Raw genomic sequence first — 23,037 nt, 5'->3', positions numbered from 1 at the left:
CTGATGGCGGTCTTGCATGGGGAGCGTGTCGACGACGGAGAGTCGTCGCCGTTCGCGCCGTTGCGCAACCGCATCTTCCGCAACCTGTTCGTCGCGCAGTTCGTGTCCAACATCGGGACGTGGATGCAAAGCGTGGCGGCGCAATGGTTTTTGATCGAGGACCACAGCAGCGCCACCGTGGTGGCGCTCGTCCAGACGGCCAGCCTCGGGCCGACGCTGCTGTTGGGGATGTTCGCCGGGGTGCTGGCGGACCTGTTCGACCGGCGGCGCCTGCTGGTCGTGCTGCAGTCGTATGCGGTGGTGGTGGCGCTGGCTCTGGCGGTGCTGACCTACCTCGGTAAGCTCACCCCGGCCGCGCTGCTGCTGTTCACGATGGCGATCGGCCTCGCGTCCGCCTTGACCGCGCCGGCCTGGCAGGCGATTCAGCCCGAAGTCGTTCCGCGCGAGCAGATCCCGTCAGCCGCGAGTTTGTCGAGCGTCTCGGCGAGCGTCGGCCGGGTCATCGGGCCGGCGATCGGCGGTGTCGTAGTCGCAATCGCCGGTCCGGCAGCGGTGTTCGCGATCAACGCCGTGTCGTTCACCGGGATCATCTTCGCCTTGGCCGGGTGGCAACGGCCCAAGCAACTCGCGCCGCTCGAACGAGAACAGCTCGGCCAGGCCATGGTGACCGGATGGCTCTATGTCGTCAACAGCCCGATTTTCCGCAGGATCTTGTTGCGCACAGCGCTTTTCGTGTTTCCCGCGTCGGCCCTGCTGGCCCTGCTGCCGGTGGCCGCTGCGCGCGGCTGGCACCTGGGCGCCAGCGGTTACGGCCTGACGTTGGGGGCCATCGGTTGTGGCGCGGCGCTTGCCCTGCTGGTCCCGGCCCCGTTACGCGAGAAGGTGCCACCCAACGCGTTGCTGGCGGCGTGCGCCGCCGCGTACGGAATCGGGGCGCTCGCGGTGGCCCGGCTGTCGTTCGCCGCGGCGGCCCCCTTCCTGGTGCTGTCGGGGACGGCGTGGCTGCTGACGTTGACGACGTTGAACGCGGCGGCCCAGCTGCACCTGCCGCGCTGGGTCCGGGCCCGCGGGCTGGCGATGTACCTGCTGGTCTTCACGGGCTGCCAGGCGATCGGCGCCTACCTCTGGGGCCTGATCGCCACGCGCGACGGGCTCAAGGTCGCGCTGACCTGGTCGGCGGCGCTGCTGGCCGTCGCCGCCCTCAGCGTCACCTTCCTGGGCTTGCTGCCGGCCACCGGGAAGCTGAGCCGCAACATCTCCAACTGCTGGGCGGCGCCCATGCTCATGCTCGAGCCGCGCCCCAACGACGGGCCCGTCCTGGTGACCGTCCGCTACCGGGTGCCGACGGAGAACCTCCAAGAATTCGTCGAGGCAATGGCCGCGGTCAGGCGGTCACGCCTGCGGACGGGGGGCCACAGCTGGCGGCTCTATCGAAGCCTGGAGGAACCCGACCTCGTCCTCGAGCGGTTCACCGTGCCGTCCTGGACCGAATTCGAGCGCCAGCACACCGAGCGCTGGCTGGAGTCAGACCACGACGGCGCGGCCAAGGCGGTGAGCTACACCGTCGACGACTCCCGACGACACGAGTACTTCCTGGCCGTGCGCGTGCACAAGTGAGCGGCGCCGGTCGGCTAGCCGGGCCGGCAGGTGACGGTGGTGGTGGCGTCCGCGTGCGCGACCACCTGGCCGTCCACCGCGATTTCGCAGTGGAACTGGGCGGGGCCGTTGCCCGAGTCCGGCCAGTGCAGCATGCCGCTGGCGGTGATGGTCGCAAACTGGTTCGGGTTCGCCAGCGTGGCGGTGTAGGTGACCGGCGCTCCCCCGCTCAGCGGCGCCTGCACACTCGTCGTGAACTTCGACGGATCCGCGTTGTAGGCCGCCTGGCTGGGCGGATCGGAACTCACGTAGCTGACCGTGGCGGTCAGGTTGTTGGGGCTCGTCACGGTGTAGGTCACCTGATGGCCGTCCGCGTGTGAGATCGCGGGCGTGAAAGCCAGTCCTGCGGCCGCTGCGAGAGCGGCCGCGCTGATCACTTTTCGCACGTTCCTCATATCGAAAACGCTACCGGATTTGTTACTTGCGTCAGGTATGAAGCAGGCATGACCGACGTTCCGGGGATCAGTCGCCGCAGGCTGTTGACCACGAGCGCGGTCTCGGCCGCCCTGGGGGCCGGCATCGGGGGCGGGGCGGTGCTGCTGTGGTCGCAGGCGCGAGGTCCGGCCGTCTGGTTTCAGCCGGACCGCCGCGGCGCGCCCCCGGTGACCGGCCTGCATCTGCAATTCGGCGCGAACGCGGCCACCGAGGTGGTGGTGTCATGGCACACCACCGAGGCCGTCCGCAATCCCCGCGTCATGCTGGGCACCCCGGCCGCCGGGTTCGGGCGCACCGTGGCCGCGCGAACCCGGACCTACCGAGACGCGAAGTCCGGCAACGAGGTTCGCGTCAACCATGCGCGCCTGACGGGCCTGACCCCCGACACCGACTACGTGTACGCGGCGGTGCACGACGGCGCCGAGCCGGGCGGCGGCACAGTGCGGACCGCCCCGTCGGGGCGAAAACCGCTGCGCTTCACCAGCTTCGGGGACCAGTCCACCCCGACTTTGGCCCGGCTGCCCGACGGCAAGTACGCCACCGACAACATCGGGTCGCCCGCGGCCGCGGACACCACGCTGGCCGTCGAGCGCCTCGGTCCGCTGTTCAACCTCGTCAACGGCGACCTGTGCTACGCGAACCTGGCGCAGGACCGCATCCGGACGTGGTCGAACTGGTTCGAGAACAACACCCGCTCGGCGCGGTTCCGGCCGTGGATGCCGGCCGCGGGCAACCACGAGAACGAACTGGGCAACGGCCCAGTCGGTTACGCCGCCTACCAGACCTACTTCGAGTTGCCGGACTCGGGTTCCAGCCCCGAAGCCCGCGGCCTGTGGTACTCGTTCACCGCGGGGTCGGTGCGGGTGATCAGCCTCAACAACGACGACGTGGCCTTCCAGGACGGCGGCAACTTTTACGTGCACGGCTATTCCGGCGGGGAGCAAAAGCGCTGGCTGGCAAGCGAACTCGCCGCGGCGCGGCGCGACCCCGACGTGGACTGGGTGGTGGTGTGCATGCATCAGACGGCGATCTCGACCGCCGACCGGACCAACGGCGCCGACCTCGGCATCCGCGAGGAATGGCTGCCGCTGTTCGACCAGTATCAGGTCGATCTGGTGGTGTGCGGACACGAACACCACTACGAGCGGTCGCATCCGTTGCGCGGTGCGCTGGGCACCGACACCCGCACGCCGATACCCGTCGACACCGGCGTCGACGTCATCGACTCGAGCCGAGGCACCGTGCACCTGGTCATCGGCGGCGGGGGCACGTCCGCGCCGTCCAACGGGATGTTCTTCCCCCAGCCTCGGTGCCGCGTGATTACCGGCGTCGGGGCTTTCGACCCCGAGATCGGCCGCAAGGCCCCGATCTACGTGTTGGAAGACGCACCGTGGTCGGCGTTTCGCGACCGCGACAACCCTTACGGCTTCGCGTGTTTCGACGTCGATCCGGGCCAGCCCGGGGGCAACACCTCGATCAAGGCGACGCACTATTCGGTGAGCGGGCCGTTCGGCGCGGTTTCCGTGGTGGACCAGTTCACGCTCACCAAGCCCCGCCGCGACCGGCCCGCCTAGCTCAAAACAGCGTTGGCTGGAGCGGCGCGGGCGTGGCGGCGGTCGGCGGGACCGGGCGGGGATCGCCGCCGAGGCTGTACTTGGCGATCAGCGGCGCGGCCCGTTCGCGCAGCATGTCGCGGTAGCTCGGCGGCAGATAAGCGCCGCGGCGGTAGAGCTCGCGGTAGCGGCCGACCAGCTCCGGGTGCGAGCGGGCCAGCCAGGACATGAACCAGCCGCGCGTCGAACCGCGCAGGTGCAGGCCGAAAACCGTGACGCTGGTGGCGCCGGCCGCGGCGATCTGGCCGAGCAGCCTATCGAGGTGCTCGGTGGAATCGGTGAGGTGCGGCAGCACCGGCGCGACCATGACGTGGCAGCCCAGGCCGGCGTCCCGGATGGCGGTGATGAGGCCCAGCCGTGCCTGCGGCGTGGGGGTTCCGGGCTCGACGTCGCGGTGCAGCTCGGGATCGGCGACGGCCAGCGACACGGACACCGACAACGGAACCTGTTGTGCCGCATCGCTTATCAGGGGCAGGTCGCGCCTGAGCAGGGTGCCCTTGGTGAGGATCGACAGCGGCGTGCCGGATCCGGCGAGCGCGCCGATGATGCCCGGCATCAGCGCGTAGCGCCCCTCGGCGCGCTGGTAGGGATCGGTGTTGGTGCCCAGCGCGACCGTCTCGCGCCGCCACGACGGCCGGCGCAGCTCGCGGTTCAAGACCTCGGCGACGTTGGTCTTGACCACCACCTGGGTGTCGAAGTCGGCGCCGCAGTCGAAGTCGAGGTATTCGTGGGTGGGGCGCGCGAAGCAGTAGCGGCAGGCGTGCGAGCAGCCGCGGTAGCCGTTGACGGTGTAGCGGAACGGCAGCGCCGACGCGTTGGGCACCTTGTTGAGCGCCGACTTGCACAGCACCTCGTGGAAGGTGATGCCCTCGAATTGCGGGGCGCGGACGCTGCGGACGAGGCCGATCCTCGTCAGCCCCGGGAGCGCCCCGTCGTCGACGGGGTTCCCGTTGACCGCGACGGCCTGGTTGGACCAGCGCATGCCCCTATTCGAACCTTTGTTCGATCGGTTGTCAAGTGACAGGATGGCCCCATGGAGCTTCGATACCGCGAGATCGCCGGCAAGCGAATGGCCTACATCGACGAGGGCGAGGGCGACGCGATCGTCTTTCAGCACGGCAACCCGACGTCGTCCTATCTGTGGCGCAACGTCATGCCGCATCTGGAGGGGCTGGGCCGGCTGGTGGCTTGCGATCTGATCGGGATGGGCGCGTCGGAGAAGCTGAGCCCGTCCGGTCCGGACCGCTACCACTATGCCGAGCAGCGAGACTTCTTGTTCGGACTCTGGGACGCGCTCGAGCTCGGGGACCGTGTGGTGCTGGTGCTGCACGACTGGGGCTCGGCGCTGGGTTTCGACTGGGCCAACCGGCACCGCGACCGCGTGCAGGGCATCGCCTTCATGGAGGCCATCGTCACCCCGATGACATGGGCCGATTGGCATCCCAACGTGCGCGGTGTCTTCCAGGGGTTCCGGTCGCCGGAGGGCGAGCGGATGGTGTTGGAGCAGAACGTCTTTGTCGAAGGCGTGCTGCCCGGCGCCATTCTTCGCAAACTTTCCGACGAGGAGATGAACGCCTACCGGCGCCCGTTCCTCAACGCCGGCGAGGACCGGCGACCCACCCTGTCGTGGCCACGCAATATACCGATCGAGGGCGAGCCGGCGGAGGTCGTCGCCGTCGTTGACGAATACCGGAGCTGGCTCGAAAAAGGCGTCGAAAATGGCGGGGTGCCAAAGCTATTCGTCAACGCCGAGCCCGGCGCCATCCTCAACGGCCGCATCCGCGATTACGTCCGGACCTGGGCCAGCCTCAGCGAGGTCACGGTTCCCGGCGTGCATTTCATCCAGGAAGACAGCCCGGACGAGATCGGTGTGGCGGTGGCGGAGTTCGTCAGGCGGCTCCGGTCCGGCTAGTCCTTCATGCCTCGCTCGTGTCGGATGAACACGGCGGCGCCCCCCAGCATGAGCGCCAGCGTGAAGCCGGCGAGGTCGGTGCTGGTGGGTTGGTGGGTGCTCATGTCGAACGCGGTCAGCGCGAAGGTGATCAGCAGCGTCAGCAGGAAGATCAGGCCGGTGTGGCGGGCCGGCGCAAACCCAAGGAGGAGAAGCCCGACGCCCGCGACGAGCAGCGAGACCATTCAGGCCCTCCTCACCTGATCCACCGGACCGCCAGGCTACGGCATTCTGCGACGGGGCGTGCCTGAACACCGGTCAGAAGGGTGGTGGTTCGTCGTCGTCGGTGGGTGGGGTCCGAACTAGTCGTGGCTTTCGGTTTGCGGGCCAGGCGGGCCGGCGGTTGTGGCGGCGTTCGGTGGCGATGCGGTTGGCTTGGGCGCGGGTGCGCCGTCGTTTGGGCATCATCGCGGTGCGCTCGGCGCAGTAGTCGACGACCAGGTCGGCCTCGGCGACCGAGACGACCCAATAGAGGCCGACCGTTCGCGTCCACGATTGGGCAGAGCCTGCCGTCGTCGACCCATGCCGCGTTATTCATAGAGCGCGGCGACTTCAGTCCAGGACCGCCGCCGCGTCAGTACGTTGGTCGGCGGGATTTACCGCCCGTGGTCCCCAGGCCCGCCGTGGTCGTGGTCCCACCCAGGCCCGCCGTGGTCGTGGTCCCACCCAGGCCCGTCGTGGTCGTGGTCCCACCCAGGTCCATGGTCGCGATCCCAGCCTCCGGGTCCACCGCGCCAGTCGTGGCAGTGGCCCCAATCCCAGTTATCGCCCCAGCCCGGGTCCCAGAACTCTCCTGGGCACCATTGCGGGAAGGGCCCGGGCTGAGCTTGCGCCTCGGTTGCGGCGCCCACTCCGGCCAGGCCCAGTGCGACGGCTATCGCGAATATGGATGCGACAAAACGTGTAAGCGGTGTAACGGCTTTCATGTCTACTCCGGTACCCCCTGAACCTGCGCTGGAAACTCCAGCACGCGGACGTGCCCTTGTGTATCCCGAACGATGACCTGCAAGTTTGGGGTGTAAAGGGCCGCTCGTTCGCCTGTGACAGTCAGGCACCAAGCGGAACGTTTGTTCATACGACGACTTGACGCGTCTACGAGGAATGAACCGGGGGCGCCCATGAAGGCGAACCGGGTCGCCCCGATCAACTGCTCATGCGCGGACTAGCCGTGGCTCGGCAAGCGCCCAGTATTCCGTGCCTATGCCAAGTACTCAGGGCAGTAGTAGGCGATTGAAAGATCCACGAATGTCGCCGCCTGCGCCTGCGTGTAATGCATCTTCGGCCGTACCGCGCCAGCAACCTCGCGCCGCGTGTACCCACTGCCCAGGAAGCCGCACACCCCGTGTGCGATGTGGACCGCATTGCGGCTGTCTGTGACTTCCGCGCCGTGGTCGATGAGCGCCGCGACGAACTGGTTAGCGCCTGCCGGTTGCCGTGGAGGCGGTGGTGGTGGCGTCGTCCGCTGATCTACCAGAATGACCTTGTCGCGGAGCGCCGCGCTAAAAGGATCACCATGGTCGTCGACACGCGCTGAGGGCGGAAACAACAGGGCCGCCTGGGACGCGAACGACAGTGCTGCACAAACAAATCCAACTGCCACCGGGCCCGCTGCGATTGCAGGGAAGAGCATGCGCCCAACTTCCTTGTTCTGTGGTGACGATCGCCGATTTGTGATGGAAGCGTATGCGCATGGAGTGGTACGCGTGTGCAAATTGCACAAATCGATTGGCACCCATCCAAAGTCGGTTGGACATGAGGACATGAGTGACAAATGTTGCTAATGAGGCGGTAACCGACGTCCGCCTCCGCCCGCACGCGGTCTATCGCAGCGACCACGGCGGGGTCATAGGGGTCATACGCGTTCGATGTCGTCGATGCCCATGCCTATGTGTCGTCGGCAGGTTCGCACATACGCCCTAGAGCTTGCCTACAGCTGGTTCTTAGATCAACTATCTAGCGTCCGTCTTGTACGAGAAGAACCAATGTCCAGTTGAGAGTTTTACATGCAGGAGGGGATCGCTATGACCTTGAAGAAGATTGTGGGTACGGGTGCAATCGCTGGTGCGCTTGGCCTTTCGGCTCTCGGACTGGCCGGCGTTGCCAACGCCGCGCCCGTGCCACAGCCTGCTCCGGGTGAGGCCCAGCATGTGCAGCTGGCCGACTGGCACGGTGGCGGCGGCGACCGCGACGGCGGCGGTGGCTGGCACGGCGACCGCGACGGCGGCTGGGGCTGGCACGGCGACCGCGACGGCGGCTGGGGCTGGCACGGCGACCGCGACGGCGGCTGGGGTGGCTGGCACGGCGACCGCGACGGTCGCTAGTTACTTTCCGGTCGGGGGCGGTGAGCATTCACGTCGGCGCGCACCCTGTGGCTAGCAGTCCAAACCCGCCGAGGCCGCAAAAACTCCTTCAGGCTTGCCATCCCGGCAGCAACTGCTCGCTTTTGGGCCAGCTAAGCCCGCACTGGGTCTATGGCCGTGACCACGGCGGGGTTGTCAGTCCCCGGCTGGGGTGGCGGTAGGTCCGGGCAACTTCTTCCAGGTGTCGCGGGATTCCTACCAGGTGGGCTGATCGAGCCCTAAAGGAGCAACGATGAAAATCAACGTGCGTCTGGCGACGCTCGTCACGCGCCGCAGAAGCGGCTGGGGCCATACTTGCCGCACCAGATGTCACCTGCGTTCGCATCGCTGAGTTCGGCGTCGTTGTCGGCTAAGTGCAGGACGGTGACCCCGTCTGGGGAAACGACGAGCTCGGCCTTCCACGCGGTCTGCTCGTTGAGGGTGCCGTCCATCCCGTCGCCCCAGGCACCGATGCGACGATCCAACCTGATCGTGAGACCCAGGCCGTCGCCCTGTGTCCAGCGCATCGTCCACTTCTCGCCGTCGCGGGCGCTGGACCCGAGCAGGATCGTCCCGGTGCCGTCGGGCGCGATCGTCATCATGCTTTCGTGCCTCTGCCACTTTCCGACGTAGTCGCCGCGCGCCGTCTGCATCGGGGTGTTGTTGTTGTCCGCCGGATCGGCGTTGGCGACCGCGGCGTGCGCAACGAGGGCGGCTGCTGTCGCGGTGAGCGCCGCGATCGAGCGGACAGCAAATTTGGGCATGGCGAAAATCCTTCTGGGTATTCGGTTGCCGTCCGATGATTGCCTGTCGCCTACAAGCCTGGCAAGCAGATGGGCGCTCCGTAACAGGGCGGCGGTCCGAGCGGCTGCCGGGGAGCGTCGCCCTCCCAGACGAACTGGCCGACGTTGCCCATGCCCCCGACGGGGACCCAGTACCAGTGGTGGCAGACGTTCATGTCCCACCGGACATCCGGCATCGGCAGCGGCTTCCCCGGGCACCAGTCGTGCGGGACGGTGAAGTTGTCGGCATGGGCGGTGCCCGCGGTCAGCCCCAAACCCGCCACCGCGACTCCGCCCGAAAGCAGCGCCCCGGCAACCACTTTCTTCAGGGTGGTATCCATGACCGCAACGTAGCGCCGGCCGCTTGCGAAATTCTTGCGCCGGATCGGCTACCGGGCCAACCTCGAAAGCACTTCGGTGACAACGGAATCCGTCGCGACGGACACCTGATCGCCCGACGCGAGGTCCTTCACCCCGACGGTCCCGGCCTCGATGTCGCGCTCGCCGAGCACCAGGGCGATGCGGGCGCCGGAGCGGTCGGCCGCGCGCATCGCGCCCTTGAGCCCGCGGTCGCCGTAGGCCAGGTCGACGCGGACACCGGCGCTGCGCAGCTGCGCGGCGAGCACCGCCAGCGAGAGCTTCGCCGGCTCGGACAGCGGCACCCCGAACACGTCGCAGCGCGTGGTCTCCCCCACCGTCTTGCCCTCGGCGCGCAGCGCCAGCATGGTCCGGTCCACCCCCAGCCCAAAGCCGATGCCCGACAAGTCTTGTCCGCCGAGCTGGCTCATCAGGCCGTCGTAGCGGCCGCCGCCGCCGATCCCGGACTGCGCGCCCAAACCGTCGTGCACGAACTCGAAGGTGGTCTTCGTGTAGTAATCCAGCCCGCGCACCATCCGCGGGTTGATCACGTACGGCACCCCGAGCGCGTCGAGGTGGGCCAGCACCGTGTCGAAGTGTTGCTTGGCGCCGTCCGACAGGTGGTCGAGCAGCACCGGCGCGTCGGCCGTCATGGCCCGCACCTCGGGCCGCTTGTCGTCGAGGACACGCAAGGGATTCAGCCGCGCGCGTCGCTGGGTTTCTTCGTCGAGGTCTAGCCCAAACAGGTACTCCTGCAACAGTTCCCGGTACTGCGGGCGGCAGCTCTCGTCGCCGAGGGAGGTGATCTCGAGTCGGAAGCCGTCCAGGCCCAGCGAGCGGAAGCCGCCGTCGGCGACGGCGATCACCTCGGCGTCCAGCGCCGGGTCGTCGACGCCGATCGCCTCGACGCCGACCTGCTGCAGCTGGCGATACCGGCCGGCCTGCGGACGCTCGTAACGGAAGAACGGGCCCGCATAGCAAAGCTTCACCGGCAGCGCGCCGCGGTCCAGGCCGTGCTCGATCACCGCGCGCACCACCCCGGCGGTCCCCTCGGGCCGCAGCGTCACCGAGCGGTCGCCGCGGTCGGCGAACGTGTACATCTCCTTGGACACGACGTCGGTGGATTCGCCGACGCCGCGGGCAAACAGGGCGGTGTCCTCGAAGATGGGCAGTTCGATGTCGCCGTAGCCGGCCCGGCGGGCCGCGGCCAGCAACCCGTCGCGCACCGCGACGAACTGCGCCGAATCGGGCGGGAGGTAGTCCGGCACCCCCTTGGGTGCAGAGAACTCCGTCACCGGCTCAGGCCCTCGAGGAACGGATTGAAACGCCGCTCCGCGCCGATCGTGGTCGACGGGCCGTGGCCCGGCAGCACGACAGTCTTGTCGTCCAGCACCAGCAGCTTGTCGATAATCGAGGTCAACAGGTCGCGGCCGCTGCCGCCGAACAGGTCGGTGCGGCCCACCGAGCGCTCGAAGAGCGTGTCGCCGGTGAAGACCACCTCTTTGTCCCCGGCCACCCGGAAGACCACCGAGCCGCGGGTGTGCCCGGGCGTGTGGTCGACGTTGACGGTCACGCTGCCCAGATCCAGCTTGTCGCCGTCGCGGTCCAGCTCCACCACCTGCTTGGGTTCCCGGAAGAACGCACCCGTCACCAGCTGCGCCAACCGCGGGCCGTAGCCGTGGATCGGGTCGGTCAGCATGAAGCGGTCCTCGGGATGGATGTAGGTGGGGCAGCCGAAGGTGTCGGAAACCTTCTGCGCGGACCACATGTGGTCGATGTGCCCGTGGGTCAGCAGCACCGCGGCGGGGGTCAGCCGGTTCTCGTCCAGGATTCGACGTAGCGCACCCATCGCGCGCTGACCGGGATCGACGATGACGGCGTCGGTTCCGGGCCGCTCAGCCAGCACATAGCAGTTGCACTGCAACATGCCGGCGGGGAATCCAGTGATCAACACGGTTCCCAGTTTCCCACGGGACCCGATTGGCACCGGTCACCGCGCCCACATTAGCCTGGGCTGGCAATCTCGGGCCCCGACTTACCAACCATGGAGGCATTCCGGCCGTGCCGACCAACGAACAGCGACGTGCGAACGCCAAGCGCAAACTCGAGCGGCAGCTCGAGAAGCGCCAGAAGCAGGCCAGAAGGCGCCGGATCGTGGTGATCGCCGGGGGTTCGGTCGCGGCGGTGGCCGTGATCGTCGCGGTGGTGATCGCGGTCGTCAACACCAAGCACGAGAACAAGAGCAACAGCGCGGCGCCGACCAGCACCACCGCCGCCAGCAGCTCCCCCGACAGCACGACGCCCGGTCCGGCGGGGGTTCCGCCGTTGCCGCCGTTCAAGCCGTCGGCCAACCTGGGCGCCAACTGCCAATACCCGGCGTCGTCGGACGCGGCCGCCAAACAGGTCAAGCCGCCGCGGACCGGCAAGGTCCCGACGGACCCCGCGCAGGTGAGCGCGAGCATGGCGACCAGTCAGGGCAACATCGGGCTGATGCTGGCCAACAACGAATCGCCTTGCACGGTCAACAGTTTCGCCAGCCTCATCGGCCAGAAATACTTCGACGGCACCAAATGCCACCGGCTCACCACCTCGGACACGCTGGGCGTCCTGCAGTGCGGCGACCCCAAGGGTGACGGCACCGGCGGCCCCGGCTACCAGTTCGCCAACGAGTACCCGACCGACCAGTACCCGCCCAACGACCCCAAGGCGCAGCAGCCGGTCGTCTATCCCCGCGGCACCCTGGCCATGGCGAACGCCGGACCCGGCACCAACGGCAGCCAATTCTTCATGGTCTACAAGGACTCTCAGCTGCCGCCGCAGTACACCGTCTTCGGCACCATCCAGGCCGACGGGCTGGCCGTCCTGGACAAGATCGCCAAGGCCGGCGTCGCCGGCGGCGGCGAAGACGGGGCCCCGGCCAGCGAAGTCACCATCAAGTCGCTGCTGCTCGACTAAGCCCTGGCCCCGCGCAACACCGGCGGCGGATTAGTGAGAATTGCCAGTCTCACTTGATCCACCGTTTATGGTTCGTGGGGTGACCGTGGATCCGGAGTCTTTCGGCCGTTACCAGATAATGGGGTTGCTGGGCCGGGGCGGCATGGGACGCGTGTACCGCGCCTACGACCCTGCCACCGATCGGGTGGTGGCGCTCAAAGTGCTCCCGCCGCATTTGGCCGAGGACGATCAGTTTCAGCAAAGGTTTCGTCGCGAGGCACGCATCGCGGCCGGCCTCAACGATCCGCACATCGTGCCCATCCACGGCTACGGCGAGATCGACGGCCAGCTGTATGTCGACATGCGACTGATCGAGGGGCGCGACCTGGCGGACTACATCGTCCAAAGCGGTGGGCGGCTCAGCCCCGAGCGGACCGTCGCGGTGATCGAACAGGTTGCGGCGGCGCTGGATACGGCCCACTCGGTGGGCTTGATCCACCGCGACATCAAGCCGAAAAACATCCTGGTGACCGCGGCGCGAGATTTCGTCTACCTGATCGATTTCGGCCTCGCCCGCGCGCAGACCGACACCGAGCTCACGGGCACCGGCGCCACGATGGGCACCGTGGCCTACCTGGCGCCCGAACGCTTCAGGGGCACAACGGATCACCGTGCCGACGTGTACTCGTTGGCCTGTGTGCTTTACGAGTGCCTCACCGGAAGCCGGCCCTTCCCCGGCGACAGCCTCGAGGAGCAGCTCAACGCGCATGTGAACACGCCGCCACCGCGAGCGTCGATCATCGCGCCCGGCGTCCCGCCGGCCCTCGACGCGGTGATCGCGCGGGGCATGGCGAAGGACGTCAACGCCCGCTACCAGTCGGCGATGGAGCTCGCCGAGGCGGCCCGGGCAGCGCTCACCGCCACCGACGCGCCGCCCGCCGCACCGCTCGACGCGCCGCCCGCCGCACCGTTCGTCGCGCCTCCGTCCGCTGCGGCACCGGCGTCGCAGCCGCAGCCGCAGCCGATCCCGGCAAAGACCTTCAACAGGCGGCTGGCCCTGGGAATCGTGGGCGGATCGCTCGTCGCGCTGGCGGCCGTGGTGGCCCTGGTCATCTCGCTGGTGACCCAGAGCCACGGCTCGACGAACAACGCGGCGTCCCCCACCCCGAGCCGCGCCAGGGTGCCCGCCCGGCCCGGGTCGGCGCCCGGACCCGCCTCCGCGACCCCCGCGGGCGTGCCGCCGCTGCCGGCGTTTGCGCCGCCGCCCGACCTCGGCGCGAACTGCCAGTACCCGCCGTCGCCCGATCCGGCCAGCAAGGTCGCCACGCTGCCCCCGTCGGGCCGAGTGTCGACCGAGCCGGCCTCCATCCACGCCGTCATCTCGACCAACTTCGGCGATATCGGCGTGCAGCTCGCCAACAACGAATCCCCTTGCGCGGTGAACAGTTTCACCAGCCTGGCGAAGCAGGGCTACTACGACAACACCATCTGCGGGCGGATGATCGACGAGCCGGAAGGCGGGACGCTGCTGTTCGGCGGGCCCGATCCCGACGGCGGCGGCGGCCCCGGTTACGAATTCGCCGACGAGTACCCCACCGACCAATACAAGGCCGACGACCCGGCGCTCAAGGCGACGGTGATCTATCCGCGCGGGACCATGGCGATGGCCACCAACGGGCCCAACACCAACGGAAGCCAGTTCTTCGTGGTGTTCCGGGACGCCGAGATAGAGCCGACGTCCACGGTGTTCGGCTCGGTCGACCAGGCGGGCCTGGCGACCCTCGACAAGATCGCCAAGGTCGGTGTGGCCGGCAACCGCACCAGGGGTATGCCCACGAGCACCGTCACCATCACCTCGGTGCAGGTGGGCTAGACGGCCCCACGACTGGCTCTCCAGCAGTCCCATATTCGGCAAAGTCGCCCCATTCACTCTTCCGGCGCTCTTAGGCTTTGCGCGTGCGCTTGTCGTGGCCGCTGACCGGCCGCTCGGAGGAGACCGGAGACATCGAGGCCGCCATATCGGCCTCGTGCGGACGGTGGAAAGCCATATTTACCGGGCCATGTCCAAGACCGGAACCGGCAGCCGCGAGGAACTCGCGTCGTTGTTGCCGCGGCAGGGACCGCAAGAGCAAGTGCAGTAGTCAGCTGCTCGAAGTGCAGTAGTCGGTTACTGAGTGCCGCGCCGCGGCCCAGTCGCAGAGTTAAGCGATCGTGTTCCGACCGGGCGTGCTGGTAGGTGAATCGACATGTCTTATGTTATCGCAGCGCCAGAGCTAATGACCTCGGCGGCAACGGATTTGGCAACACTCGGCTCGAGCCTAGGTGCAGCCCGCGCGGCCGCCGCCACCCAAACCACGAGCGTGCTGGCCGCCGCGGAGGATGAGGTGTCGGCGGCCATCGCCGCGTTGTTCTCCGCCCAAGGTCAGCGGTTTCAGGCACTCAGTGCACAGGCGGCCGCGTTTCACGAGCAGTTTGTCCAGGTGTTGAACGCGGGTGCCAGCTCCTATGCCAGCGCGGAGGCCGCGAATGTCACCGCGTTCGCCGCCAATCCGGCGCAGACGGTCGAGCAGGATCTGCTTAACGCGATCAATGCACCCAGCCTGGCGCTGACCGGGCGCCCGCTGATCGGCAACGGTGCCAACGGGGCCCCGGGCACCGGGCAAAACGGCCAGCCCGGCGGGTGGCTGCTGGGCATCGGCGGCGCGGGCGGCTCCGGCGCGCCCGGCCAAAACGGCGGTAACGGCGGGGCCTCCGGGCTGCTGGGCTTCGGCGGGCCCGGCGGGGCCGGCGGCCCGGGCACAGCGACCATGGCCGCCGGGGCCGGCGGGGCCGGCGGTAATTCCTTCGACCCGGGGTTCGGCTACGGCGGGGCCGGCGGCGCGGGTGGATTCAACGCGTTCGGGGCCGGCGGGGCCGGCGGACCCGGCGGCAACGGCGGCGGCGGCGGTCACGGTGGGGCCGGCGGGCCTGGTGGAAACGGCCTCACCATTGGTGGGGCCGGCGGGACGGGCGGGAACGGCGGGTTGTTTAGCGGGTTGATCGGTGCGGGTGGCGGGAACGGCGGGGCCGGCGGATTCAGCGATGCTGGCGTCGGGGGTGCCGGCGGCGCCGGCGGCAATGCGGGTCTGCTCGCCGGTGGCGGTGGCGCCGGCGGCGCCGGCGGATCGAGCCACACCGGTACCGGCGGGGTGGGCGGCGCCGGCGGCAATGGCGCCCTGCTGTTGGGCGACGGCGGCGCAGGCGGGGCCGGCGGAACCAGCCAAACCGGGACCGGTGGCGCCGGCGGACACGGCGGCACTGGTTACCTAGTCGGCGACGGGGGCTTCGGCGGGACCGGCGGCGCCGGCGGCGCGCACGGCGGTAACGGCGGGGCCGGCGGCAACGCCGGCCTGCTTGGCCCCGGCGGGGCCGGCGGGGCCGGTGGCGCCAGCGACCTCGGCACCGGCGGGAATGGCGGAGCCGGCGGGATGTCTTTGGTGTTTAATGGCGGGCCAGGCGGCGCCGGCGGATCGAGCTTAAGTGGCGCCGGTGGGCCCGGCGGGGCCGGCGGCAACGCCCTATTGATGGGCAACGGCGGCAACGGAGGCAACGGCGGGTTCGGCACGGCGCTGGGCACCGCTGGCGCCGGTGGTGCCGGCGGGCTATTGCTGGGTGTCGACGGCTTCAACGCTCCCGCCAGCACTTCGCCCCTGCACAACCTGCAGCAGCAGGTGCTCCACGCAATCGACGCGCCCATCCAGGCAGTTACCGGGCGCCCGCTGTTCGCCAACGGCGCCCCCGGGGCTCCGGGCACCGGGCAGCCCGGCGCGCCCGGCGGGTGGCTGCTCGGCGACGGAGGCGCCGGCGGCTCGGGTGGGCCGGGTCTTCCTGGTGGTGACGGCGGTATTGGCGGGCTGTTGGCTGTGGGCGGCGCCGGCGGGGCCGGCGGAAACTCGTCGACCGGCAACGGCGGGGCCGGCGGGGCCGGCGGGACCGCCGGGACCGGCAATGGCGGCGTCGGCGGCAATGGCGGACTCACTACGGCAGCAAACGCGGTCGGCGGGGCCGGCGGGGCCGGCGGGAATAGCGGACTGACCGCCTACGGCGGGACCGGCGGGGCCGGCGGGGCCGCACTGGGCAGCGGCGGGGTCGGCGGGGCTGGCGGGGCCGGCGGGACCGGCGGTCTGATCGGCGGGCTGATCACTGCGGGCGGAGGGGCCGGTGGCGTGGGCGGATACGGCACCGGCAGCGGCGGTGCCGGCGGGCCCGGCGGCTACGCCAGCCCGCTCTTCGGCCACGCCGGCGCCGGCGGGGACGGCGGGGCCAGCGCGGCCGGCACCGGCGGAGCCGGCGGAACCGGAGGGAACGCCGGCCTGCTGACAGGCTCCGGCGGGGACGGCGGGGCTGGGGGATTCGGCGCGACCGGCGGGGGCGGCGGGACCGGCGGCAATGGGGCCCTGATCGGCAACGGCGGCGGCGCCGGCGGCGCCGGCGGAGACAGCTCAACCGGGACTGGCGGTGCCGGGGGGGCCGGCGGCAGCGCCGGCATGCTCTTGGGGCCCGGCGGGGCCGGCGGGGCCGGCGGATTCAGCTCGACCGGTGCCGGCGGAGACGGCGGGGCCGGCGGCCAGGCCGGTCCACTACTCGTGGGCGGCGGCGGTGCCGGCGGCGCCGGCGGAGACGGCACGACGACGGGCGGCAACGGCGGCAACGGCGGCAACGCCGTTGCGATCCTCGGCGCCGGCGGAAACGGCGGCAACGCCGGGCTCGGCACGACCGCGGGGACCCCCGGCAGCGGCGGCACCATCACGCTGCTCGGCGCACCCGGGGTGAACGGCTTGCCCTAGTCGCACATCTTCTGAGCCCAGGCGATGTGGCCTTCGTAGCCAAGCGATTCCGCCATGGCGCGATAGCGATCCCGGTAACTGCGGTAGGCGAGATCGTCGCCGCGAGCGCGGGCCAGCAGCGCGCGCAGCCGCAGCAGCAAGACGTCCCGTATCACCAAACCCTCGTCGGCCGGCGCCGACGCCAACCGCTCGATCGCGGCCTCGGCTTCGGCCACGTCCCGGTTGGCGGCGCGATCGAGCAGGGTCTCCACCAGAACACCGGTCGTTGGAATGCTATGCAGCAAGAGCCGTCCTGCGCGGAACAGATGGTCGGCGGCGGTACGCATCAGCGGTATGGCCTGATCGCGGTCCCCATCCCGGGCCAGCTCGCGTGCCGAGTAGACGTTGGCGAGCCAGAGGTCGCATAACGCCTGTCCCCGGGGTTGGCATAGGTCTTTGACGTCGGCCAAAAGCTGCTGCCCGCGACTACGGTCGGCGGCCGTGGGGCGGTGTACGAGCGCAAGACCCAGCGTCACCTTGGCTTGGGACAACGCGAAGTCATCACCGGCGCGTTCCGCATTCTGCAGGGCAGTCTCAATGTCACGCACTGCGCAATCGTCGGGGTTGAGCAGGCCGAAAATTGTGCCCGTGGAATAAGTCCAGCCGACGACCGTGGCGGCCGACATTGGGTCGAATTCGGCAGCAACGGCCAGGCCGTCCCGCAGGTCGTCGCGCCACCCGGGATGACCCAGTAACGACCGGGCCACACCACGCGCCGTAATAGCGATCGCCAGCGGCGCTCCGAAAAGGAAGTTGCCCTTAGTCGCGTCACCGTCGGCCAGGTCGATCACATGCTGCGACCAGCGCAGCGCGTCAGCGAAGTCGGCGGTCTCGGCCTTGGCATAGAGCACCGGCATAGACAGTCCCACAGCGAGGGTCGGATCACCGATTGACTCGATCAACGTCCAGGCTTCCGATGCCACCCGCGACGCTTCGCAAACCTGGTCCGCAAACGCGTAATCGATTATCAACCCGGCCATCCCGATGGCCAGCGACGCCTTATCCCCGGCGGCGTCGCACAACTCCCGCAATTCCTCGAACCGGGTGCCGGCCACACGTTCATAGACTCGGTAGGCGATCCCGCACAACATGGTGCGCGGAGCGATACGCATCGCTGTTCGGTTTGGGTCATCTGCGGGTAGGGCGTCGGCGATCTTCTGGGCGCGGTCCCAGCTCAGTCGCGCAGCGTTGACATCGCGGTAGGTCGCCCAGGTTGCCGCCCGCATGTGCCAGCCGTAGGCGGCATGCGAATCACCGGCGGCCTCCAGATGCGCCGCAATGAGGGCTGCATTTTCGTCAGCAGCTGCCGCGTCACGTGATTCGATCGCTGCAGCGACCCGCCGGTGCAACTCGGCACGGTCCGATTTGAGCTGTGATTCGTACGCCACCGCACGGATCAGCGGGTGGCGGAAAGCGTACTCGGCGGTGGGGGTGAGCCGTACCTGATCGATGAGCTCCGCGCCTAGCGCCTCGCCGAGTACCGCATCGATGCCCAACGCGTCGAGCAGGTCCGCGGCGAAGCGTGCGCCGATCACCGACGCCGCGTGCACCGTCCGCTTGGCCGGTGTGCTCAGGCGGTCGATGCGCGCCTCGATGGCCGCGTGCACCGTCGCCGGCACGCTCACCTCGGCCACGTCGACCTGGCGCACGTAGCCACCACGCTCGCCTGCCAACGCCCCGCTTTGGGCCAACTCGCGCACCATCTCCTCGGCGAAAAACGGGTTCCCGGCGGCCCGTTCCGCGAGCGCATCCGCTAGCTTGCCGACCGACGGATCCGAGCCCAGCAGCTCACCGATCAGCGCTGCGGTGTCCGAATCACCAAGGGGGGCAAGCGTGATCGCCTGCGCGGCGGGCACCCGGGTCAAGGCTCCCTGGTATTCGGGGCGGGCGGTGAGCAAGACCATCGACAAGGTTTGCGGGATGACCGTGAGGAAGTCGGCCAGCATCGACTCGCTGACCGTGTCGATCCACTGAGCATCCTCGATGATCAACAGCGCCGGTCGCGTGCTGGCCAGCGACGCGGCGTTGATCAAGGCGGTCAACCGGCGGCGCCGCGCATCGGGGTCGATGGCGGGCAGCGGCACCTCGGGATCGGCGATGCCGAGCAGATCCTCAAGCAGCAGCAGATCCTGGGGGTCGGCGTTCGGGAGCTGCTCCCGAACCCGGGCGCGGGCGGCTTCGGCGCCGAGGTCGGCCACGCCGGTGCGCGAGCGCAGCAGCTCGGCCACCACACGGAATGGAACATCACCGGCGTGCGATTCGCAGTAGGTCCAAAACACCTCGACACCGCGACCGGCCGCCACGGCCGCGGTCTCGCGGGCCGTCCGGCTCTTGCCGATGCCCGGCGGCCCCACCACAGCGACCACACCACCATGGCCGCTGATCGCGCGGTCCACCAGCGCGCCAAGAGCCGCCATTTCCTGGCTGCGACCGACCAGCCTTGCCTCGGCGCGTGCGACCGGCCCATGCCGCGGACCGATTCCGATGAGCCGGCGCGTACGCACCGGTCCGTGGATGCCCTTGACGTGCACCCACTCGGGTTCGGTCAGCGTGGCGGCATGCTCGACCAGCCGTGCCGTCGACTCCGACAGCATCACCCCGCCTGGCGGCGCCACCGACTGCATCCGCTCGGCGAACCCGACCGGCTGGCCGGTCGCGGCGTACCTCGGCGACCCCGAGCCGATCTCACCGGCGATCACCCGTCCCGAATTCAGGCCCACCCGCAACCGCAACGGCACGCCATCGCGGCGGGCCACCTCCTCCGCCAGCCGGTTCACCTCGTCCTGGATCGCCAGCGCCGCCAGACACGCCCGAAAAGCGTGATCCTCCAACGCAACTGGCGCCCCGAACAGGGCCATCAGCCCGTCACCGTAGTATTCGACCGTGCCGCCGTAGCGGCGCACGGCCGCGGCCGACCGCTCGACGGCTTCGGTCATGATCTCGCGCCACCGCTCCATGTCCAGCGCGGTCGCGATGTCCATCGAGCGCACCATGTCGGCGAACAGCACCGTCACCTGTTTGTATTCCGCCGTTGTGTCGGGCACGGCGACCGGCGACCCGCACGCATTGCAAAACTTCGAATTCGGCGGCAATTCGATACCGCACGCACCGCAAGCCAATCCCGCCGCCGTCATGGCAGTACCACCTGTCGCGGTCAAACCCCGATCCGCCAAGAATAGGGGCGTTTGGCGGCGAACAACACGCTCAATTCCGTGCGAGTGGCTAGGCACGACCGCACGGGGTACCCGGACTTGGCATGAGTATCAGGAGGGCGTCATGGCCAGCAGTAGCGCCGTAGAGATCCGGTTCGGTGCACCGGAAAACGTGTTGGAAATTCAGTTGGGCACCGTCGAAGTGGACGTGCCCCGGTCGATCGGCTATTTCGGGGGCCTGGCGGTGGCCACCGGCCTCGGGCTTATCGAGCCGCCGCTGGCGCTGTTCATCGCGGCGGTTCCCGTCTACAAGGTGTTGACGAACACCGCTCTGCCCAGAGCTGTTCGCGTGGTCGGCGAGGTGCTCGAGGGGGCGGCCAAACCGGTCGGCAGCGACGCGGAGGGCGTGATCGTGCTGGAGGACCAGCACGAGTCCGACACCACGGTCGTCCACGTGCCGGCGCGGCGCAAGCGGGCGGCCAGCCGCCGCTAAACCGCGTTAAGCGGCGGAAGTCACGCGATAAACGTCGTACACGCCCTCGACGTTGCGCACGACGTTGAGCAAATGGCCCAGATGCTTGGGGTCGCCCATCTCGAAGGTGAACCGGCTGATCGCCACGCGGTCACCGGAAGTGGTGACCGACGCCGAGAGGATGTTGACCTTCTCGTCGGCGAGCACCCGGGTGATGTCCGAGAGCAGCCGGTGCCGGTCGAGCGCCTCGACCTGAATGGCCACCAAAAACACCGACGACGCCGACGGCGCCCAGAGCACCTCGATGATGCGCTCGGCCTGCTGTTGCAGCGACGCGGCGTTGGTGCAGTCGGTGCGGTGCACGCTGACCCCGCCGCCGCGGGTGACGAACCCCATGATCTGGTCGCCGGGCACCGGCGTGCAGCACTTGGCCAGCTTGGTCAGCACGCCCGGCGCGCCGGGAACCGAGACGCCGACGTCGTCGCTGCTGCGCGGGCGTCGCAGCATGGTGGTCGGCGTGGACCGCTCGGCGAGTTCCTCCTCGGCCTGGTCGATGCCGCCGAGCTCGGCCAGGAGCCGCTGCACGACGTGGCGCGCGGACACATGCCCCTCACCGATCGCGGTGTAGAGCGCGGACACGTCGGCGTAGTGCAGCTCGCGGGCCACGGCGGCCATCGACTCGCCATTCACCAGGCGCTGCAACGGAAGTCCGCCGCGGCGCACCTCGCGCGCCATCGCGTCCTTGCCGGCCTCCAGCGCCTCCTCGCGGCGCTCCTTGGCGAACCACTGGCGGATCTTCGTCTTCGCGCGCGGGGACACCACGAACTGCTGCCAGTCCCGCGACGGCCCCGCGTTGGGCGCCTTGGACGTGAAAACCTCGACGACTTCGCCGTTTTCGAGCTTGCGTTCCAGCGCCACCAGTCGGCCGTTGACCCGGGCGCCGATGCAGCGGTGCCCGACCTCGGTGTGTACGGCGTACGCGAAGTCCACCGGCGTCGACCCGGTCGGCAGCGTGATCACGTCGCCCTTGGGCGTGAAGACGAAGATCTCCTGGACGGCAAGGTCATAGCGCAGCGACTCCAGGAACTCGCCGGGGTCGGCGGCCTCCCGTTGCCAGTCGAGCAGCTGGCGCATCCAGGCCATGTCGTCGATCTCGGCAGCGGCGTGCGGATGCGGAACTCCGTTGCGGCCCTTGGCCTCCTTGTAGCGCCAGTGCGCGGCGATGCCGTACTCGGCGGTGCGGTGCATGTCGCGGGTGCGGATCTGCACCTCCAGCGGCTTGCCCTCCGGCCCGACGACGGTGGTGTGCAGCGACCGGTACACCCCGTAACGCGGCTGGGCGATGTAGTCCTTGAACCGGCCCGCCATCGGCTGCCACAGCGAGTGGACCACGCCGACGGCCGCGTAGCAGTCCCGGATCTCGTCGCACAGGATGCGGATGCCGACCAGGTCGTGGATGTCGTCGAAGTCGCGGCCCTTGACGATCATCTTCTGATAGATCGACCAGTAGTGCTTGGGCCGCCCCTCGACCGTCGCCTTGATCTTCGACGCATTGAGCGTGTTGATGATCTCGGTGCGGACCTTGGCCAGGTAGGTGTCGCGCGACGGCGCGCGCCCGGCGACCAGCCGCACGATCTCCTCGTACTTCTTGGGGTGCAGGATCGCGAACGACAGGTCCTCCAGCTCCCACTTGACGCTGGCCATACCCAGCCGATGGGCAAGGGGCGCAATGACTTCCAGGGTCTCGCGGGCCTTGCGGGCCTGCTTCTCCGGCGGCAGGAAGCGCATGGTGCGCATGTTGTGCAGCCGGTCGGCGACCTTGATCACCAGCACGCGGGGGTCGCGGGCCATGGCGGTGATCATCTTGCGGATGGTCTCGCCCTCGGCGGCGCTGCCCAGCACGACGCGGTCCAGCTTGGTCACGCCGTCGACGAGGTGGCCCACCTCTTCGCCGAATTCCTCGGACAGCTGCTCCAGCGTGTAGCCGGTGTCCTCGACGGTGTCGTGCAGCAGCGCGGCCACCAAAGTGGTGGTGTCCATGCCCAATTCGGCCAGGATGTTAGCGACGGCGAGGGGGTGGGTGATGTAGGGGTCACCGGAGTGGCGCAACTGCGTGGCGTGCCGCTCGTCGGCGACCTCGAACGCCCGCTGCAGCAGCTGCAGGTTCGCCTTCGGATAGATCTCCCGGTGCACCGCGACCAACGGCTCGAGCACCGGGTTCAGCGTGCTGCGCTGGGCGGTCATTCGCCGCGCCAGCCGGGCCCGGACCCGGCGCGAGGCGCTGCTGGTGGTCTTCAGTGTCTCGGTCGGCGCCTCCGATGGCTCGACGACCGGCGTCTCTTCGATCGGCGGCGCGACGGCCTGCGTCGTGCTCTGGTCGTCCGCCACGATTGTCACCTCCGACGTCGAGGATATCTCCAAAGTCCGATCTCCCGGCCTTGTCGAGTGTGCACTGAGGGCCTTCAGTGTGTGGCTGCGGCG

19 protein-coding genes are annotated in these 23,037 nt (G+C 69.1%); 8 read left to right on the top strand and 11 right to left on the bottom strand.

Annotation, left to right across the window (positions count from 1 at the left end):
• Positions 1–3: 3 nt before the first annotated feature.
• Positions 4–1,617 carry an MFS transporter gene (locus AC5Y4S_RS06700; RefSeq protein WP_500031245.1) on the top strand — a complete coding sequence of 538 codons (1,614 nt, stop codon included), beginning with the start codon at positions 4–6 and terminating at the stop codon, positions 1,615–1,617.
• 14 nt (positions 1,618–1,631) lie between these two features.
• On the opposite strand, the gene AC5Y4S_RS06695 is transcribed toward AC5Y4S_RS06700, so the two are convergent.
• Complete coding sequence (locus tag AC5Y4S_RS06695) at positions 1,632–2,051, bottom strand: Rv2576c family protein (protein ID WP_068128971.1); 420 nt, start codon at positions 2,049–2,051, stop codon at positions 1,632–1,634.
• A 48-nt stretch (positions 2,052–2,099) separates the two neighbouring features.
• Here AC5Y4S_RS06695 and AC5Y4S_RS06690 point away from each other — a divergent pair, with 48 nt between their 5' ends.
• A complete protein-coding gene (locus tag AC5Y4S_RS06690; RefSeq protein WP_500031241.1) occupies positions 2,100–3,665 on the top strand; it encodes a purple acid phosphatase family protein in 1,566 nt (521 codons plus the stop codon).
• Between the two features lies 1 nt (position 3,666).
• Here the strand turns inward: AC5Y4S_RS06690 and AC5Y4S_RS06685 are convergent, their stop codons facing one another.
• Positions 3,667–4,686 carry an Rv2578c family radical SAM protein gene (locus AC5Y4S_RS06685; protein ID WP_500031238.1) on the bottom strand — a complete coding sequence of 340 codons (1,020 nt, stop codon included), beginning with the start codon at positions 4,684–4,686 and terminating at the stop codon, positions 3,667–3,669.
• A gap of 51 nt (positions 4,687–4,737) precedes the next feature.
• On the opposite strand from AC5Y4S_RS06685, the gene AC5Y4S_RS06680 reads away from it, so the two are divergent.
• Positions 4,738–5,616: a haloalkane dehalogenase gene (locus tag AC5Y4S_RS06680; RefSeq protein ID WP_500031236.1), complete on the top strand. Its 879-nt coding sequence runs from the start codon at positions 4,738–4,740 to the stop codon at positions 5,614–5,616.
• Here the strand turns inward: AC5Y4S_RS06680 and AC5Y4S_RS06675 are convergent.
• From AC5Y4S_RS06675 to AC5Y4S_RS06665, 3 genes are all read right to left on the bottom strand, one after another.
• Positions 5,613–5,840 (bottom strand): hypothetical protein, encoded by a 228-nt coding sequence (locus AC5Y4S_RS06675; RefSeq protein WP_068189288.1) that lies wholly within the window; start codon positions 5,838–5,840, stop codon positions 5,613–5,615. The two genes, AC5Y4S_RS06680 and AC5Y4S_RS06675, sit on opposite strands and share 4 nt — an antisense overlap.
• A gap of 411 nt (positions 5,841–6,251) precedes the next feature.
• Positions 6,252–6,581 (bottom strand): Mtp family mycobacterial-type pilin, encoded by a 330-nt coding sequence (locus tag AC5Y4S_RS06670; RefSeq protein ID WP_500031233.1) that lies wholly within the window; start codon positions 6,579–6,581, stop codon positions 6,252–6,254.
• A gap of 272 nt (positions 6,582–6,853) precedes the next feature.
• Positions 6,854–7,285: a DUF732 domain-containing protein gene (locus tag AC5Y4S_RS06665; protein ID WP_500031231.1), complete on the bottom strand. Its 432-nt coding sequence runs from the start codon at positions 7,283–7,285 to the stop codon at positions 6,854–6,856.
• 484 nt (positions 7,286–7,769) lie between these two features.
• Here AC5Y4S_RS06665 and AC5Y4S_RS06660 point away from each other — a divergent pair, with 484 nt between their 5' ends.
• Positions 7,770–7,976, top strand: coding sequence for a hypothetical protein (locus tag AC5Y4S_RS06660; protein WP_500031229.1), 207 nt, complete (start codon positions 7,770–7,772; stop codon positions 7,974–7,976).
• A 302-nt stretch (positions 7,977–8,278) separates the two neighbouring features.
• On the opposite strand, the gene AC5Y4S_RS06655 is transcribed toward AC5Y4S_RS06660, so the two are convergent.
• Genes AC5Y4S_RS06655 through AC5Y4S_RS06640 form a run of 4 tightly spaced genes read right to left on the bottom strand, consistent with a single transcriptional unit; the run spans position 8,279 to position 11,087 of the window.
• The gene (locus tag AC5Y4S_RS06655) at positions 8,279–8,758 is read right to left on the bottom strand and encodes a hypothetical protein (RefSeq protein WP_500031227.1); all 480 of its coding nucleotides are present in this window, start codon (positions 8,756–8,758) and stop codon (positions 8,279–8,281) included.
• A 50-nt stretch (positions 8,759–8,808) separates the two neighbouring features.
• Positions 8,809–9,117, bottom strand: a complete 309-nt coding sequence (locus AC5Y4S_RS06650; protein ID WP_500031225.1) for a hypothetical protein — start codon at positions 9,115–9,117, stop codon at positions 8,809–8,811.
• Positions 9,118–9,165: 48 nt separating this feature from the next.
• Positions 9,166–10,428 carry a histidine--tRNA ligase gene (gene hisS / locus AC5Y4S_RS06645; protein ID WP_500031223.1) on the bottom strand — a complete coding sequence of 421 codons (1,263 nt, stop codon included), beginning with the start codon at positions 10,426–10,428 and terminating at the stop codon, positions 9,166–9,168.
• A complete protein-coding gene (locus AC5Y4S_RS06640; RefSeq protein WP_500031221.1) occupies positions 10,425–11,087 on the bottom strand; it encodes an MBL fold metallo-hydrolase in 663 nt (220 codons plus the stop codon). Before AC5Y4S_RS06640 ends, hisS begins: the two co-directional genes overlap by 4 nt.
• A gap of 107 nt (positions 11,088–11,194) precedes the next feature.
• Here AC5Y4S_RS06640 and AC5Y4S_RS06635 point away from each other — a divergent pair, with 107 nt between their 5' ends.
• The 3 genes from AC5Y4S_RS06635 to AC5Y4S_RS06625 all read left to right on the top strand — a co-directional run bounded on the left by AC5Y4S_RS06635 (position 11,195) and on the right by AC5Y4S_RS06625 (position 16,893).
• Positions 11,195–12,088 (top strand): peptidylprolyl isomerase, encoded by an 894-nt coding sequence (locus AC5Y4S_RS06635; RefSeq protein WP_500031219.1) that lies wholly within the window; start codon positions 11,195–11,197, stop codon positions 12,086–12,088.
• Between the two features lie 79 nt (positions 12,089–12,167).
• Positions 12,168–13,940, top strand: coding sequence for a protein kinase domain-containing protein (locus AC5Y4S_RS06630; RefSeq protein WP_500031217.1), 1,773 nt, complete (start codon positions 12,168–12,170; stop codon positions 13,938–13,940).
• A gap of 373 nt (positions 13,941–14,313) precedes the next feature.
• Positions 14,314–16,893 carry a PE family protein gene (locus tag AC5Y4S_RS06625; RefSeq protein WP_500031215.1) on the top strand — a complete coding sequence of 860 codons (2,580 nt, stop codon included), beginning with the start codon at positions 14,314–14,316 and terminating at the stop codon, positions 16,891–16,893.
• Here AC5Y4S_RS06625 and AC5Y4S_RS06620 read toward each other — a convergent pair.
• Positions 16,890–20,066 (bottom strand): AAA family ATPase, encoded by a 3,177-nt coding sequence (locus tag AC5Y4S_RS06620; RefSeq protein WP_500031213.1) that lies wholly within the window; start codon positions 20,064–20,066, stop codon positions 16,890–16,892. The two genes, AC5Y4S_RS06625 and AC5Y4S_RS06620, sit on opposite strands and share 4 nt — an antisense overlap.
• A gap of 142 nt (positions 20,067–20,208) precedes the next feature.
• Here AC5Y4S_RS06620 and AC5Y4S_RS06615 point away from each other — a divergent pair, with 142 nt between their 5' ends.
• Positions 20,209–20,577 carry a hypothetical protein gene (locus AC5Y4S_RS06615; RefSeq protein WP_500031211.1) on the top strand — a complete coding sequence of 123 codons (369 nt, stop codon included), beginning with the start codon at positions 20,209–20,211 and terminating at the stop codon, positions 20,575–20,577.
• 6 nt (positions 20,578–20,583) lie between these two features.
• On the opposite strand, the gene AC5Y4S_RS06610 is transcribed toward AC5Y4S_RS06615, so the two are convergent.
• Positions 20,584–22,944, bottom strand: coding sequence for a RelA/SpoT family protein (locus AC5Y4S_RS06610; RefSeq protein WP_500031209.1), 2,361 nt, complete (start codon positions 22,942–22,944; stop codon positions 20,584–20,586).
• Positions 22,945–23,037 lie beyond the last annotated feature (93 nt).

Source organism: Mycobacterium sp. NGS64 (assembly GCF_059812245.1).
This window is presented reverse-complemented; position numbering and strand designations above follow the sequence as displayed.